This window comes from Bradyrhizobium sp. (genome assembly GCF_036009065.1).
GTDB lineage: Bacteria > Pseudomonadota > Alphaproteobacteria > Rhizobiales > Xanthobacteraceae > Bradyrhizobium.
In genome coordinates, this window is the sequence record NZ_DASYMN010000164.1 from 1 (window position 1) to 15,557 (window position 15,557).

Consider the following 15,557-nt stretch of genomic DNA (forward strand, 5'->3'; position numbering starts at 1 on the left):
CAAACGCAAAGCCATCGCCTACGCCACGTATCGCTCACTTGATTATCTGTTCCCCGATGACAAGGACTGGTTGGAAGATCGGATGCGACAGTACGGCTTGGATCCTTCTGACAAGTCGACCGACCCTTCGAAGCCGCAAGGCGTGGGCAACGCCGCGGCAGCGGCGGTCGTTGAGTACCGTCGCCGCGACGGCTCGAACCAGGACGGCGCTGAAATAGGATCGAACGGCAAACCTTATTCCGACTATACCTTCTACAAGCCTGTCAATCCCGCAAACAAGATCATCGATTCCGACTCCTGGCAGCCTATCGCTTTCGACGACGGCAAAGGCGGCAAAGTCGCGCCGGGTTTCCTCACCCCGCATTGGTACCGCGTTAAGACCTTTGCGCTTCAGCGAAGCGACCTCTTCCGCCCGGGCCCTCCGCCGAAGGTCGGTTCGGAACAACTGAAGACCGAAACGGACGAAGTGCTCGCTTACAACGCCGGCCTCTCGCTGGAGCAGAAGGCCCTCGTTGAGTTCATGCGCGACGGTCCAAAATCCACGGGACAGTCCGGCCATTGGTTGCGTATCGCTCAAGCAGTGTCCGTGCGCGACGACTATAATGTCGACAAGGACGTGAAACTCTTTTTCACGGTGGGCAATGTCGCCATGGACGCTTTCATCGCGGCTTGGGAGGCGAAGCGTTACTATGACAGTTCGCGGCCATGGACCCTGGTGCGACATTACTATGCCGGCCAAAACGTGCGCGGCTGGGCTGGGCCTGGTAAAGGTGTCGAGGCGATGCCGGCCTCCGACTGGCACCCTTATTCGCCCTACATTTTCATCACGCCGCCCTTCCCCGGCTATGTATCGGGCCACAGCACCATCAGCGCCGCAAGCGGCAAAATACTGGAGCTGTTCACCGGGAGCGACCATTTCGGCGGGACCGAGGAATGGCACGCCGGAGAGCTGACCGAGCCGGGCATTTCGTGCGAGCTGAAGCAGGCGGTTGACCGCAAGCCGGCTGTCGATATCACGGCGGATGGTCTGATAACGATCAAGTTGCCGACCTTTTCGGAGACAGCCGAACTGGCAGGTCTTTCGCGCGTCTTGGGTGGATACCACATTCAGGCCGACAACGTTGCGGGCCTAAAATTGGGCCGGCAGGTCGCGGAGCATGATTGGCCGCAGATACGAGCCTACTTCGACGGGACAAACTGAGCGGCGACGACGGCTATCGTTCCTCGGGACACACTGCGCCACGACGATAGCCGTCGTCGCGGCTTCCGTAAAAACTTCCAACCCTCACCTTGATCATGCCGTCGATTCACCTCGGGAGGGCAGGACGTGACTGACTTTAAGTGCATTTTATTCAATGTCGAAGCTGGCATTGCGCATATCACGCTCAACAGACCCGACGCCGGAAATGCGCTGAATTTCGACCTGGTGAGCGAACTTGCCCAAGCGGCCCTCGCTTGCGACAATGATCCGGCAGTGATGGTTCTCATTTCCGCTAACGGGCGGATGTTTTGCGCTGGTGGCGACCTGAAAGCGTTCATGGGATTCGAGGACCAGACAGGCTTACGCGTAAAAGAGCTGGCCGACGTAATGCACAAGGCGGTTTCGTTGTTCGCCCGGATGTCGCCTCCGGTTGTCATCGCGGTGAATGGCCCAGCGGCCGGCGCCGGATTCAGCCTATCGCTGATAGGGGATTATGTCATCGCGGGAGAGTCTGCCAAGTTTACGATGGCCTACACAGCCGCAGGTCTCAGCCCCGACGGCAGTTCGACCTATTATCTTCCTCGCATAGTTGGGTTGCGAAAGGCCCAAGAGCTTGCTCTGACGAATCGCGCGCTTGCTGCGAGCGAAGCGTTGGAATGGGGCCTGATCACGCGCGTTGTGCCGGACACCGCGCTGCGTCACGAGGCGTTGGCGGTCAGCCGGCGAATCGCGTCTGGACCGGCATTCGCGCAATGGTCGTGAAGAAGCTGTTGCTGTGCTCGTTGCGCAATGGCCTCGAAGAACAGATGGAATTAGAGGGCCGAGAAATTTCCCGGGCAGCTCAGTCAGCTGACGGCAAGGAGGGTATCCGTGCGTTTACTGAAAAACGAAAGCCCGCATTCCGCTGATGAGATGGTTTCGGAAAGATGGCGCTGACGCCGAGGCCTCTCAGCGGCAGAAAGATGCCTTCTGAACCCACGATGAAGAAACGACCAGGCAACGCGCGGTCTCCGCTTGATCGTCGCCAAATGCCCCGTGCCTCTTGCATCGACACGCGAGGCTAATTTATGATTACGTGCCAAAAGAAATCACAGTACTGAACGGGCTCCTTGATGGGCATCAACGTCGTAATTAGCGGAAGCGGCGTATATCTGCCCGAAGACAACCTCTCCAACCAGGAACTTGTCCAGTCATATAACTCATTTATCGACAAAGCCCAGTCGTCCGAACAATTGAGCGAAGCAAGCGGAGAGAGAACAGCAGCCTACGTCACCGAGCAATTCATACACAAGGCATCCGGCATCCAGAACCGGAGGGTTATCGACAAGCACGGTATTCTTGACGTCGACAGAATGAAGCCTCGAATAAGCAGGCGACACGAATCTGAATTGTCGCTTCAGGCGGAAATGGCCGTGCACGCAGCCGAGGCTGCGCTCAGCAATGCCAAGGTACGAGCCCAAGATCTGGATTTGGTGATCGTCGCATCGACGTCTTTGGAGAGAGCATATCCGGCGATTGCAATTGAAGTACAGAATTCTCTCGGCGCCGGCGGCTGCGCATTTGACATGAGTGTCGCATGTTCGTCCGCGACCTTTGCGATACAAGTGGCGGCGAACACCATCACCACCGGCAACGCGTCCCGGGCCTTGGTTGTTACGCCCGAATTGGCGACCGCGCAGGTTAATTTCCGCGACAAGCAATCTCACTTCATTTTTGGAGACGGAAGTGCCGCCCTGATCCTGGAGGCGGAAGAAATATGTACAAATGACAGAGCTTTCAGAATCCTGGGCACGCAATTGAAAACCCGGTTCTCAAACGCAATCCGCAATGACTTCGGCTTTCTGAACAGATGCACCGAATATAATTTGGATGACGACGCGGCTTTCACTTTCAGACAAAATGGCATTAAGGTCATTCGAGATGTTGTTCCTCTCGCGAGCAAGCACATCTCAGATCATCTTGCGAAGTTGGCAATCTCTCCACGTGAGATTTCGCGTGTATGGCTTCACCAAGCCAACGCCAACCTGAACCGGCTTGTCTATCACCGCGTGTTTCACGAGCTTCCCCAGGAGCACAGAGCGCCCAATATTTTGAAAGATTATGGAAATTTGGGCTCGGCAGGGTCGATCGCTGCCTTCAGTCAATTTCACGATGACTTGGATCAGGGCTCGCTTGGGATTATATGTTCGTTTGGCGCTGGCTACTCCGTCGGCAGCATTGTAGTGAAAAGGAACTAGGTAGATGCGAACCAAAGCAGCCGCCAAAAGCCAAACGACGGAAGACAGGATCTTCGGCATCCTCGGGATGACGTTGCGGGCAATTGATACCTTCAGCACGCAGCTTTCGAGCAGGTTTTTGTATTGGCTGTGGGGTCATCCGATCAGGCACAAGCCCTCGGCGAGGGAGATGCTTTTCAAGAAAGAAGCCGAAGTCGGCCGGTTCGAGTCCAACGGCGTCACTTACAATTTTTATTCAGCCGGAAAAGGGCCGGCTGTCCTGGCAGTGCACGGCTGGGACGGCAGAGGCACTCAGATGCTGAGCTTTTTTCAGCCCTTGGTCGATGCCGGCTTCAAGATCGTGACGTTTGATGCGCACGGTCACGGCGAGTCGCCAGGAAGGCAAGCCAACGGCGTTGTCATCAGCGACATGATTGTTGAGCTATCCAACAAAGTGGGCGGTTTCGATGCGATCATCGCGCACTCTATCGGCGGATCGTTCGCGCTGGTGGCGCTGGAACGAATTTCCACGAAGAAAGTCGTCCTGATCGCTCCGCCGCAAAGCATGGAATCGTCTTTTCAAAAGATAAAGAAAAGGCTCGGGGTTCCGGACGGACCGGAGAAACTGTTTCGCGAGCGGTTCGAGCGAAATTTCAAAAATTCCTGGAACCGGTTCTCCATCGACCAGCTCGTCACCAAGATCCCGGGCGTTAAGGGACTGATTATCCAAGACGAAGACGATGATTTTGTGGACCCGTCGGAAGCCCAAGCGATTCACGAGCGTTGGGATGGCGCAGAGATATTCATCACCAAGGGTCATGGTCATAGGAAGATCCTGCGCGCACCCGAGGTCGTGAAAAAAGCAGTCAGTTTTATCGCGAGTTGATCCAGCGCCGCGAGCCCATGTCCTTACAAATGGAGGGATCGGGTCGATCATAAGTCGGTGATTGTACAGTCTGGGACATTGCCACTGATTGATCCGTTAATTTCGACAAGCGGGCTCCGCACAACTTTAGCTGGTGTCGGGTCCGGGGGTGTGGCAGGTTCGCAGGCTCTGGAATCAACGCTCACCAGACTGACGCGAAGCCAATCTCGAGATGCAAAGATTGATGAACGAGACCATCGCAATGCTGCGCCCTGATGGACCGCTTCTCGTTTTCGGCGGACCATACAGCAATCTCGAAGCGACGGCGGCAGTCCTTGAGCAGGGACACCGGCTCGGCATCCCGCCGGATAGAATCATCTGCACGGGCGATGTGGTCGCATACGGCGCCGACGCCTCCGCGACTGTGCAAATGGTGCGAAACTCCGGTTGTCATGTCGTGAAAGGCAACTGCGAAGCAAGCCTTGCCACAGGGGCGTCCGATTGCGGCTGCGGGTTCCCTGAGGGAAGTGCCTGCCAACAGCTCTCCCGCGCGTGGTTTATTCATGCAGATCGAGAGCTGGATTCACGCGACCGCGCATGGATGGCGACTTTGCCATCCCGGATCGACATCGAAATTGGCGGCAAACGCCTCGCGGTTGTCCATGGCAGTGCCCGTTCCATCAATCAATTTGTCTTCGCATCCACGCCGGCAGCGACGAAAGCCGGCGATCTCGATCTAACTGGTGCTGACGGAATCATTAGCGGCCATTGCGGCCTGCCCTACACCCAAGTTGTTGACGGACGACTTTGGCACAATTCGGGCGCGACTGGCATGCCCGCCAACGACGGTACCTCACGGGTTTGGTTCAGCATCCTTGATTTAATGGATGATCGAGGCATTTCGATCGGGCATCACGCGATCGCATACGATTATCGAACGGCTGCTGCGAAGATGCGCCGGGCTGCGTTGCCGGAAGTATACGCGGAAGCGCTTGAGACCGGTCTGTGGCCGAGCTGCGATGTACTTCCGCTGAAGGAAATTCGCGAACGCGGTGTTGCAATCGAAGCAGGCGCTGTCGTTTGGCGATCTGTGCAAGTTCCGCCGCAGGCGCCGCGGCGGAAACGGACAATCTCGCTCGAGCATCTTTGGCCTCGACCAGATCGCGATAACACGCCCCAACTAAGCGACGTAAAATTCAAAAGCCCAACACTCACCGCGAACGGTGAGCGGCGTGCAAGTATCGCGCTTCAACGACTCAAAACTCTATGGATCAATACCGGAACACTTTGCAACATCGCGTGTCGCAACTGCTACATCGAGTCTAGTCCTAAGAACGACCGGCTTGTCTACATCAGCCGGGCCGAAGTCACGGCTTACCTCGACGAGATCGCGCGGGATAACCTGCAAACCGAAGAAATAGGCTTTACCGGCGGCGAACCGTTCATGAACCCCGACATCATCGCTATTCTGGAGGAATGCCTTACGCGGGGTTTCAAGGTTCTGGTTCTGACAAATGCGATGTTACCGATGCAGCGCCACAAAGAAAAGCTGCTCGACCTTCATCGTCGTTTCGGGTCGCTTCTGACCGTACGGGTATCTCTCGATCATTACACGGCCGAACGGCACGAGGAGGAGCGTGGCCCAAAGACCTTTCGTCCTACGCTGTCGGGATTGACCTGGCTCAGCAAGAACGGCTTCCCGATATCTGTTGCCGGCCGCACCATGTGGGGCGAGGATGAGTCTGTTGTGAGAGTCGGGTACGCAAATCTCTTTTCGCAAAATGAAATTTCGATAGCTGTCGATGATCTCGGCTGTTTGACGCTGTTTCCCGAAATGCAGCCGGCAAAGGATGTTCCGGAGATCACGACGGCCTGCTGGGACATTCTGCATAAATCGCCGGGTGACGTGATGTGCTCGTCATCGCGAATGGTGGTGAAGAGAAAGGGTTCCGAGAGGCCCACCGTGCTGGCATGTACCCTGCTGCCCTACGACGAAGAATTTGAACTGGGCCATTCCCTCAAGGGAGCAAGCGGCGACGTTCCGCTAAACCATCCCTTCTGCGCCCAATTCTGCGTGCTTGGCGGCGCGTCCTGCTCCGGCAAGCAGTAGAAAGCTCAAAGGCGCTAGATGCAAACGCTTCTTGGGATTATTGCGGCTCAGGTCTCCATGACCTTCCGGCCAACGCAAAATGGCAACGCTTCCGTACTTTGGCGGCCGCCTCAACCGTGCGATGAAGACGTTGTTCGTCCAGCACGCCGGCCGGAGGCCTCGCTATTCGGAGTTGACCGGGAAGCGCTTGGTCTCGCTTGCTTCAAACATGAAGCGCCTGACAAATCGCCGGTCGATCCAATTCTTCCAGTACCAAACCCAGCGACCTTCCGCGGCCCAGTTACCATATGACGCGACAGCATATCGATCACCGGTTGAAATGAGGCTGAGCCATGATTTTTGCGGGACAAACGATCGGAGCGGATCACCTGTAACGGCGCGGCGCAAATTCTCTGCCAAAATGGGGCCTTGGCGTACCGCTATGACGCCGGCTTTGGGCCTGGGGCTTGCGATCATACCCGCGGCATCTCCCGCTGCAAAAACACCCGGGTGGGATATCGATTGCAGCTGACTGTTTACGGCAATGAAGCCGTCTTCGTCGACCGCTAGCCCCGATTTCTTCAGCCAGTCAGTGGGACAAACTCCCGTAGTCCAGAAGGTCGCGTCGAATTGACCGAGGTCAAATTGGATGCCGGCATCGGCCTCAGCCTGAAATCCGAGTTTACCGACGTTTGTACGGACCTCGATATTGTGCCTGAGCAGGATTGCGGACAAGCGGCGCCTGACGCCATCAGAGAAACCGCGCAGAATCTGATCACCTTTCTCGAGCAATACGACGCGACCTCCGATGCTCTTGCCTCCGGCGCTTAAATCTCTCCTGAGACGGTGCCGAATTGAAAGAGCGAGTTCGACACCGGCCGCACCTGCACCCACCACCGTAATCTGCAGCCCGGGATTCGTTCTTATGCGCTTTGCGAAGTGTGCCCAATTTTCCGCGAAACGATCGATTGGTTTGACCGGGATAACGTAAGGTTCAAACTGCGAGGCGCTAGACAAATTCGTCGTCGCACCCGTATCAATCGAAATGACGTCCCCCGCGATCGTTCCTCCGTCTTGCAGATGGACGTGTCGATCAACCGGCTCCAGGCCGACGGCTTCTGCCGTCACCAGCCTGCAATTTGCGAATCCGGCCAAGGGCGCGACCGGGATATGAATTTCGTCGCCCGTGTAGTGCCCGGCCACATAGCCCGGAAGCATGCCCGAATAGGGAGTGCAGGCGCCTTTAGTGACCAGCGTGAGACGGACGCCAGGCACCGTTTGGAGCCCGAAACGTCGCAGGACTTCAATATGCGCGTGGCCCGCACCGACCAGCACAATATGTTTTGCTCGAACGCGTCCACCCCCTTGGCTCGGGGCGTCTAACGAAGACGAGGGCATCGATTTGGCCCTTCGCTAACTATCGTCATGCCGCGGTACAAATCGACGTGGTGATGCTTGTCTGAACTATTCATTCGTCCCGTCCGATGCGTAATATTCTTGAACCAATGATCGTACGGCCTTGCCGAGCGCGTGTCATCCGATCATCCCATTGTATGGCGCGCTTCGCGATGTCCTCGCGCGCATCCCCAAGCGCGCGACCACGATCTTGACCAGCAGCAGGCGCCGGCCGTGGACGGCTGACGGTTTCGGAAGCTCGCTTAACAAAGCAAAGATCGATGCCGGCATGTCGGAACGCGATCTGCATTTTAACGACCCTCGGAATCGCCGCGACGAAATTATACATCGCTGGTTTCAGCATGCGCGAAATCGCCGAAACGCTGGCGTGGGAAGAAGAGTCCGTCGAAAAAGTCATCCGCCGCTACGTAGGCCGTGCTGCGGCCATCAAGACGCGGATCAAGAAGTTGGAGGCCCCAGAATGAACAAATCCTGCAAACCGACGCCAAAACCGCATTGCCGAATTCGGCTAAGTCTTGGAGCGGGCGAAGGGAATCGAACCCTCGTATGCAGCTTGGGAAGCTGCCGTTCTACCATTGAACTACGCCCGCATCGCCACTCTGATTTAGCCGAGACCGCGCGGCCCGCCAAGCGGCTTGGCAGAAGAAGCCGGAGGCGACAGCCACCCGGTTGCCACCGAGCGCCCTGGCCTTAAGCCAACCCGCACTTTCCACGTGCAGCCGCCGTTACCGGTGCTATGATCCCTCCGGGGTGGCGTCTTTCGTATGTCAGGGCGTGGGTACACAGTCTTCGATACGGCGGTCGGCCGATGCGGTATCGCATGGGGCGAGTTAGGCCTGTTGGGCGTGCAGTTGCCCGAGGCGCGCGAGATCGAAACCCGGCGCCGGCTGTTCCGGCTGTTTCCCGATGCCCGTGAACTGCGCCCGCCCCCGGAAATCCACAGCGCCATCGACGGCATCGCGGCGCTGCTGCGCGGCAAGGCGGCCGATCTGTCCGACGTCCGGCTCGATATGACCGGCATCCCGCCGTTCAATGCCCGGGTCTATGAATTCACCCGCACTATTCCGCGCGGCGAAACCATGACCTATGGCGAGGTCGCGTCGCGCTTGAGGGCTTCGGGCGCCGTCCATTCCGTGTCGCAGGCGATTGCAAAAAATCCGTTCATGATCATCGTGCCCTGCCACCGCGTGCTCGAGGCCGGCGGCTATGCGGACCGGATTTCCGCCAATAGCGGCAGCATCTCCAAGCGCCGGCTGCTGTCGCTCGAAGGCGCCGGCAGCCCCGGCAGCAAGACGCTGTTCGACGTGCTGCTTCCGGTTGCTCCGCCGCGCCCGCAGGGCTAAAATCGGCCCATGACGGCCACACCGATCCTGCAAGGCGACACGATCTCCGTGTACGACTACCGGTGCACCGCCGGGCCGGACTCGAAGCCCTTTGTCGAGCGGCACACCTCCCATTCGATCGCCTATGTGCGCAAGGGCAGTTTCGGCTGCAGCAAGCGCGGGCGCTCGTTCGAACTGGTGGCAGGATCGGTCCTGATCGGCCATCCCGGCGACGAATATGTCTGCAGCCACGATCATCACGTCTGCGGCGACGAATGCCTGTCGTTTGTCTTCACCCCCGAGCTTGTGGACGCCATCGGCGGCAACGCCCAGGTCTGGCGGACCGGCTGCGCACCGCCGCTGCCCGAACTCATGGTACTCGGCGAACTCGCGCAGGCGGCGACCGATGGCCGCAGCGACGTCGGGCTCGACGAGGTCGGCCATGTGCTCGCGAACCGCTTTGTCGAGGTGGTGTCGGGACGGGTACAAAAGCCCGTGCAGGCCACCGCGCGCGACCGCCGCCGCGCGGTGGGGACGGCGCTGTGGATCGATGCGCATGCGCATCAGCCGATCGAACTCGAAGACGCCGCCGGCGAGGCCGGCCTCAGTCCGTTTCATTTCCTGCGGCTGTTTTCCAGCGTGCTCGGCGTCAGCCCACACCAATATCTGGTGCGTTCGCGGCTGCGCCACGCCGCGCGGCTGCTCGCCGACGACGAGCGGCCGGTCACCGACGTCGCTTACGATGTCGGATTCGGCGACCTCTCCAATTTCGTGCGCACCTTCCGCCGCGCCGCCGGCGTCTCGCCGCGCAGGTTCCGCGAGGCCTCCCGCGGGAACCGCAAGATTCTCCAAGAACGCCTCGCGCTGCACTGACTAGGGTGATCACCGGATCGCGCCATTTGCGCGGGTTTGACGGAGATCGCCATGTACGACCACATCGGACTGAAGGTCAGCAACATCGATAAGAGCGTCCGCTTCTATGAGGCCGCACTAAAACCCCTCGGATACGGTTTGTGTTCGCGCGACGACAGCGGCGCGGGCTTTGGGCCCAAGGGCGAGCCGGCGCTGTGGCTTTACCTTGCCAAGGGCGCCAAAGGTCCCGGCGCGCATATCGCATTCCGTGCGCCGGATCACGCCGCGATCAAAAAATTCCACGCCGAGGGCCTGAAGGCCGGCGGAAGCGACAATGGCGGCGCGGATCCTCGCGCCGACTACAGCCCGACCTATTACGCCGCGTTCCTGATCGACCCCGACGGCAACAATGTCGAGGCGGTTTGCACTTAAGTTCGTCATGCCCGGCCTTGTGCCGGGTATCCACGCCTTGACGGCGTTGCACCAAGGAAGACGTGGTTGGCCGGGACGAGCCCGGCCATCACGCGGAACAGCACTCGACATCACCAATTCAGGAGAACAACCATGGCTTCCATCTACAAGGACATTCCCCTCGACGCCCGCCCCGAAGACGTCTGGGCCGCGGTACGCGACTACGGCGCGGTGCATCAGCGCGTCGCTCCGGGTTTCGTCGCCGATTGCAAGCTCGATGGCGATTCCCGTATCGTCACCTTCGCCAATGGCAATGTCGCGCAAGAACTGCTGGTCACCATGGATGACGCGCGGATGCGGCTGGTCTACGCCGTCGTCAGCCCGCGGGTGAAGCAGCACAGCGCCTCTATCCAGGTCTTTGCCGACGGCCAAGGCCGTAGCCGCATGGTGTGGATCGCTGATGTGCTGCCGAACGAGATCGGGCCTTACATCGACGGCCAGATGGATCTCGGCGGGGCGGCGATGCAGAAGCAGTTCAGGCGCGACGCCGCATGAGCGCCTCGCAGTTCCTTGATGCGCTCGGCGCCGATGGCGCCGCCGCCGACCGTGCCGGCAAGATGGACCTTTACGGGTGGCTGGTCGGCGCGTGGGAACTCGACGTCACCCGCTTTCTCGCCGACGGCGGCAAACGTCAGCGCAAAGGCGAGTGGCATTTCGGCTGGACGCTGGAAGGACGGGCCATCCAGGACGTCTGGATCGTCCCGCCGCGCGGCGCGTTGCGCCAGGGCGACGCCGTAGCCAATGCCAATTCCTTCGGCACCACGCTACGGATTTACGATCCGCGGATCGACGCCTGGCGGATTCAGTGGAGCGATCCGGTGAGGCTGAATTTCCTGAGCATGATCGGGCGCCGGCACGGTGACGATATCGTTCAGCTGGGGACGAATTCCGACGGACAGCCGGTGCGCTGGAGCTTTTCCGATATCACGCCCAGCTCCTTCACCTGGCGTGGCGAGACCTCGCCGGACAACGGCGCGATCTGGCGTCTCGACATCGAATTCCTCGCCAGGCGCATCGCCTGAAGTTCAGGACAGCGCCGGACGAATTTGCGGTACCGGCGCTGCCTTCGGGCCCCACCTTGTCAGCACCACGCTCAAGGCTGACAGCGTGCCGAGCACCACCATCGACGCCGCCGCCAGCGCGAAGAAGTCGGTGGCGGTCGCCTCGTGCCTCAACAGCCACCAGCCGCCGACCGCCACGAAGACCAGCCGCGCGGTCTGCGCCAGCACCGGGCCCAGCACCTTCGCCGCGCCCTGTGAGGAAAAATACATCGAGATCGACAGCCCGATGAAGGCGTACGTCGGCGCCGCCGTATGCAGATACTGCCGGCTGGCGGCGCGCACGCCGGGATCGCTGGTGAAGATGTTGACCCAAAGGTCAGGGAATATCGCGATCACGGTCGCGATCAGGCCGACAGACACGAACGAAACAAGACCCGCGGTCCAGGCGATCCGCCGCGCCCGCGCCACGCGTCCCGCGCCGATCGCCATGCCGACCATCGGCACCGACGCGATACCCACCGCGAACGCGATCGACGTCAGCATGAATTCGAGCCGGGCGCCGACGCCGTAGCCGGCCAGCACCTCGGTGCCGAAATCCGCGAGCATGCGGGTGAAGATGGTGACGGTCAGTACCGACTGCAGCGGCGAGAAACAGGACACCGCGCCGACTTTCAGGATATCGAAGAACATGCCGCGCTGAATTCGAAGTCCTTTGATCACAAAATTGATCCGGGCACGGCCCGACAGAATATACCAGCCCATGAGCGACGCACTGATCGAATAGGCGATCAGCGAGCCGGCGGCGACGCCGCGCATGCCGAATTGCGGCACCGGACCGAGCCCGAGGCCGAGCGTGCCGCCGAGAATGATCTGGCAGAGCGCGGAGCCGAGCACCATCAGCGACGGCAGCTTCATGTTGCCGGTGCCGCGCAGAATTCCCGCCAGCGTATTCATCAGCCAGGCGATCATCACCCCGCCGAAAAATATCTGGATATAGCCGATCGCCTGCGCGAGCACATTGCCCCGGCCGCCGAGCAATTGCAGCAGCACCGGGCCAAACAGCATCATCAGGAGCGTGAATGTCAGCCCGAAGGTCAGGCCGATCAGCACCGCGTGCGACGCCAGCATCGCCGCGCGCGCGGCATCACCAGCACCGAGCGAGCGCGCGATCGCCGACGACACGCCGCCGGCCATGGCGCCGCCCGACATCGTCATGGTCAGAATGACGAACGGAAACACCAGCGCCATCGCTGCCAGCGACTCCACGCCAAGCCGCCCGATATAGGAGGTTTCCGCGATCACCACGCAGACGCCGGCGCTGAGCGCCACGACATTCGGCCACGCCAGCCGCAGCAGCGTGCGCAGGATCGGGCCGTCGACCAGCGAATTTTTCGCCGGCGCCGTTATCGGGGGAAGCGGAAGCTTCTCTTGCTCCGCAAGCGGCAGTTCGGCGATGCCGATATCGGACATTTCTGCTCCCCAAAATGCCGATTTTTGCGCGGCGCGACTATCTCTTACCACCGATCAGTGGCGAAACCATGCCTTCGGATGCAGCGGCGGTCTGCGGGAATGCGGCCAGTATTCCGGACTGCGAAATTGGAGTCACGCGATCGACCAGACAAATGGTGGCGCGCCAGCGACACCCGGCTTCATGTCGACTGCGATGCCGCGACCGCAGGCGGCGGCGAGGCCTTCGATCAATCCCTCCAATACCTTGGCACAGGCTGGATGATAGTCTGGCACATCGGTCATCAGCCTCCACGTCAGCTGAACGATCCCGTAAACGCCGTGCGATTCGCCGTTTTCAGCGAGGTCGTCCTGTGCCTCGAGCAGCTCAAACATGAACGCATCGAACTCTTTGGCGCTCCCGCGACTCGAACCGAAGCCGCACGCGATCTCGTCGAAATATTGCATGCCGATCAGCTTGCCGGTGATGTGCAAGAGGTATCCTGCATCCTCAGGCCCGAACAACTGCACCGCCACCGGCGCCGCTGTCCGTACATACTCCATCGCATAGTTGCGATAAGCTTTTTCCAGGCGCGGCCTGGGCCAACTCGATACCGGCAACGCCGGCGCTTTCTCCGGATCGAATATCGGCGCTTCGAGGTGGCGCGCGAATACCAGGCGCTGATCGACTTCGAGCGCGTTATCATGTTCGTAATAATAGCCTTCGAGCCCGTCCTGCCCGTCGACCGTCTGTTTGGTGCAAACAAAACCGAGCTTTGGATTGCCGAGCGCCGCGCCATTATTGGCGTGCCAGCCGCGCAGCATCGCGCGCGACACTTCACCTGGCACGCCGCAGATCGCAGTGCCGCGCCAGATCCAGCGCGGCGGCGGATAGCGAATCCACGCCTTTCGGTCCGACTCGTACATATATTCAACCGAAACGCCGCCGATCCAGTTCGACAAGTAATGATACTGCGCGGCAGCCACAGCGGGCGGCAGACCGCTCAATCCGAGCTTCTCAAGGCCGGGCAGGAAGCGTTCCTGCTGTTGGCGGCGGAAGACCCGAAACACGAATTCGGCGGCATCGGCTGTGCCGCGCCGGGTGACCACGGTGAGGATCAGGCCTGTGAAATAGGCGTGGTAGAGGTCAGCGACGCTGCGCCATCGCAGCCATCTTGCTTCCTGTTCGCCATCCTGCCTTGCGGTCATTTACACTCCCGAGCCGTTGATTTGCACCCGACGAGCATAGCCTCGCCGCGCCTAAATCACACGATTTTCATGACGACCGTCATGAACGTTCGCCCGCGCCGCGAATTATACGGCGACCGACGAGGAACCATCATGTGCAACCATCTTCTGCTGGCGATATCGATCGGAGCGCTGGCGCTCCCGCTCGCGGCCTGTAACGAATCGTCCGACGCTGCCGTCGCCGAACAGACGTTTGGACCGTCGCCGACCTTGCCCGCGCCGCAGAGCTCTCTGATTCCGACCATCAACGTCGCGCCCGCCACCGGCTGGCCACCAGGCGGCAAACCGGCCGCGGCCAATGGCATCGCCGTCAACGCGTTTGCGACCGGACTGGACCATCCGCGCACCGTCTACGTGCTGCCGAACGGCGACGTGCTCGTGGCCGAATCCAACGCGCCACCGAAACCGGATGACGGCAAAGGCATCAAGAGCTGGGTGCAAAAACTGTTCATGAAGCGCGCCGGCGCGGTAACGCCGAGCGCCAACCGCATCACGCTGCTGCGCGATGCCGATAACGACGGCGTCGCCGAGACCAAAAGCGTGTTCCTCGAAAAGCTGAATTCGCCGTTCGGCATGGTGCTGGGATTTTTACGTCGCCAATACCGATGCCATTATGAAGTTTCCCTATCACGAGGGCGACACCAGGATCACCGCGTCGGGCGTAAAACTGGCCGACCTGCCGGCCGGCACCATCAACCATCACTGGACCAAGGATCTCACCGCCAGCCCCGACGGCTCAAAGTTGTATGCGACCGTCGGCTCCAACAGCAATATCGGCGAGAACGGCATCGAGGCCGAAGCCAACCGCGCCGCCGTTCTCGAAGTCGATCGCGCCAGCGGACAATCGCGCCTGTTCGCGTCCGGCCTGCGTAATCCGAACGGTCCGGCGTGGCAGCCGCAGAGCGGCGCGTTGTGGGTCGTCGTCAACGAGCGCGACGAACTCGGCAACGACCTGGTGCCGGATTACATGACCTCGGTGAAAGACGGCGGTTTCTATGGCTGGCCCTGGAGTTATTTCGGCCGGCACATCGATACCCGCGTCCAGCCGCAGCCGCCCGACATGGTGGCGAAAGCGATTGTGCCGGACTATGCGCTGGGCGCGCACACTGCCGCGCTCGGGCTGACCTTCAACACCGGAAACCTGTTTCCGGAAGCGATGGCCGGCGGCGCCTTCGTCGGCCAGCACGGCTCGTGGAATCGAAAGCCGCCTGCCGGCTACAAGGTGATCTTCGTGCCCTTCGCGGGCGGCAAGCCATTCGGCAGGCCGCAGGATGTGCTGACCGGATTTTTGAACGACAAGGGCGAGGCGCAGGGACGGCCCGTCGGCGTTCGGATCGACAAGCAGGGCGCGCTGCTGGTCGCCGACGATGTCGGCAACGCGGTGTGGCGCGTCACGCCGTCGGCGAAATCGGCGGCGGTGAGGTAATATC

16 protein-coding genes, 1 tRNA gene and 1 pseudogene are annotated in these 15,557 nt (G+C 60.3%); 13 read left to right on the forward strand and 5 right to left on the reverse strand.

Annotation, left to right across the window (positions count from 1 at the left end):
- The 6 genes from VGP39_RS09855 to VGP39_RS09880 form a co-directional block, all read left to right on the forward strand.
- Positions 1-1,201: vanadium-dependent haloperoxidase (locus tag VGP39_RS09855; protein WP_327567921.1), on the forward strand; the 1,201-nt coding region annotated here is incomplete at its 5' end.
- 126 nt (positions 1,202-1,327) lie between these two features.
- Positions 1,328-1,963, forward strand: coding sequence for an enoyl-CoA hydratase/isomerase family protein (locus tag VGP39_RS09860; RefSeq protein ID WP_327567922.1), 636 nt, complete (start codon positions 1,328-1,330; stop codon positions 1,961-1,963).
- Positions 1,954-2,109, forward strand: a complete 156-nt coding sequence (locus tag VGP39_RS09865; protein WP_327567923.1) for a hypothetical protein — start codon at positions 1,954-1,956, stop codon at positions 2,107-2,109. Before VGP39_RS09860 ends, VGP39_RS09865 begins: the two co-directional genes overlap by 10 nt.
- A 204-nt stretch (positions 2,110-2,313) precedes the next feature.
- Entirely contained in the window at positions 2,314-3,438 is a 1,125-nt protein-coding gene (locus tag VGP39_RS09870) for a beta-ketoacyl-ACP synthase III (protein WP_327567924.1), read from the forward strand.
- Between the two features lie 4 nt (positions 3,439-3,442).
- Positions 3,443-4,303, forward strand: a complete 861-nt coding sequence (locus VGP39_RS09875; protein WP_327567925.1) for an alpha/beta hydrolase — start codon at positions 3,443-3,445, stop codon at positions 4,301-4,303.
- Positions 4,304-4,526: 223 nt separating this feature from the next.
- Entirely contained in the window at positions 4,527-6,392 is a 1,866-nt protein-coding gene (locus tag VGP39_RS09880) for a radical SAM protein (RefSeq protein WP_327567926.1), read from the forward strand.
- A gap of 162 nt (positions 6,393-6,554) precedes the next feature.
- Here VGP39_RS09880 and VGP39_RS09885 read toward each other — a convergent pair whose 3' ends face one another.
- Positions 6,555-7,706 carry an FAD-dependent oxidoreductase gene (locus VGP39_RS09885; protein WP_327567927.1) on the reverse strand — a complete coding sequence of 384 codons (1,152 nt, stop codon included), beginning with the start codon at positions 7,704-7,706 and terminating at the stop codon, positions 6,555-6,557.
- A 133-nt stretch (positions 7,707-7,839) separates the two neighbouring features.
- Complete coding sequence (locus VGP39_RS09890) at positions 7,840-8,130, reverse strand: hypothetical protein (RefSeq protein WP_327567928.1); 291 nt, start codon at positions 8,128-8,130, stop codon at positions 7,840-7,842.
- On the opposite strand from VGP39_RS09890, the gene VGP39_RS09895 reads away from it, so the two are divergent.
- Entirely contained in the window at positions 8,129-8,251 is a 123-nt protein-coding gene (locus VGP39_RS09895; RefSeq protein WP_327567929.1) for a hypothetical protein, read from the forward strand. The two genes, VGP39_RS09890 and VGP39_RS09895, sit on opposite strands and share 2 nt — an antisense overlap.
- Before the next feature lie 52 nt (positions 8,252-8,303).
- On the opposite strand, the gene VGP39_RS09900 is transcribed toward VGP39_RS09895, so the two are convergent.
- Positions 8,304-8,377, reverse strand: a tRNA-Gly gene (locus VGP39_RS09900).
- A 174-nt stretch (positions 8,378-8,551) separates the two neighbouring features.
- On the opposite strand from VGP39_RS09900, the gene VGP39_RS09905 reads away from it, so the two are divergent.
- From VGP39_RS09905 to VGP39_RS09925, 5 genes are all read left to right on the forward strand, one after another.
- Positions 8,552-9,130, forward strand: a complete 579-nt coding sequence (locus VGP39_RS09905; RefSeq protein WP_327567930.1) for a methylated-DNA--[protein]-cysteine S-methyltransferase — start codon at positions 8,552-8,554, stop codon at positions 9,128-9,130.
- A 9-nt stretch (positions 9,131-9,139) separates the two neighbouring features.
- On the forward strand, positions 9,140-9,982 hold the full coding sequence (locus VGP39_RS09910; protein WP_327567931.1) for an AraC family transcriptional regulator: 843 nt from the start codon (positions 9,140-9,142) through the stop codon (positions 9,980-9,982).
- A 51-nt stretch (positions 9,983-10,033) separates the two neighbouring features.
- The gene (locus VGP39_RS09915; protein ID WP_327567932.1) at positions 10,034-10,393 is read left to right on the forward strand and encodes a VOC family protein; all 360 of its coding nucleotides are present in this window, start codon (positions 10,034-10,036) and stop codon (positions 10,391-10,393) included.
- A gap of 132 nt (positions 10,394-10,525) precedes the next feature.
- A complete protein-coding gene (locus tag VGP39_RS09920; protein WP_327567933.1) occupies positions 10,526-10,927 on the forward strand; it encodes an SRPBCC family protein in 402 nt (133 codons plus the stop codon).
- The gene (locus VGP39_RS09925; protein WP_327567934.1) at positions 10,924-11,454 is read left to right on the forward strand and encodes a hypothetical protein; all 531 of its coding nucleotides are present in this window, start codon (positions 10,924-10,926) and stop codon (positions 11,452-11,454) included. Before VGP39_RS09920 ends, VGP39_RS09925 begins: the two co-directional genes overlap by 4 nt.
- A 3-nt stretch (positions 11,455-11,457) precedes the next feature.
- On the opposite strand, the gene VGP39_RS09930 is transcribed toward VGP39_RS09925, so the two are convergent.
- Both VGP39_RS09930 and VGP39_RS09935 read right to left on the reverse strand, forming a co-directional pair.
- Positions 11,458-12,903, reverse strand: coding sequence for an MATE family efflux transporter (locus VGP39_RS09930; protein ID WP_327567935.1), 1,446 nt, complete (start codon positions 12,901-12,903; stop codon positions 11,458-11,460).
- A 132-nt stretch (positions 12,904-13,035) separates the two neighbouring features.
- Positions 13,036-14,088, reverse strand: a complete 1,053-nt coding sequence (locus VGP39_RS09935) for a hypothetical protein (protein WP_327567936.1) — start codon at positions 14,086-14,088, stop codon at positions 13,036-13,038.
- Positions 14,089-14,220: 132 nt separating this feature from the next.
- On the opposite strand from VGP39_RS09935, the pseudogene VGP39_RS09940 reads away from it, so the two are divergent.
- Positions 14,221-15,553: pseudogene (locus tag VGP39_RS09940) on the forward strand (PQQ-dependent sugar dehydrogenase).
- Positions 15,554-15,557: the final 4 nt, after the last annotated feature.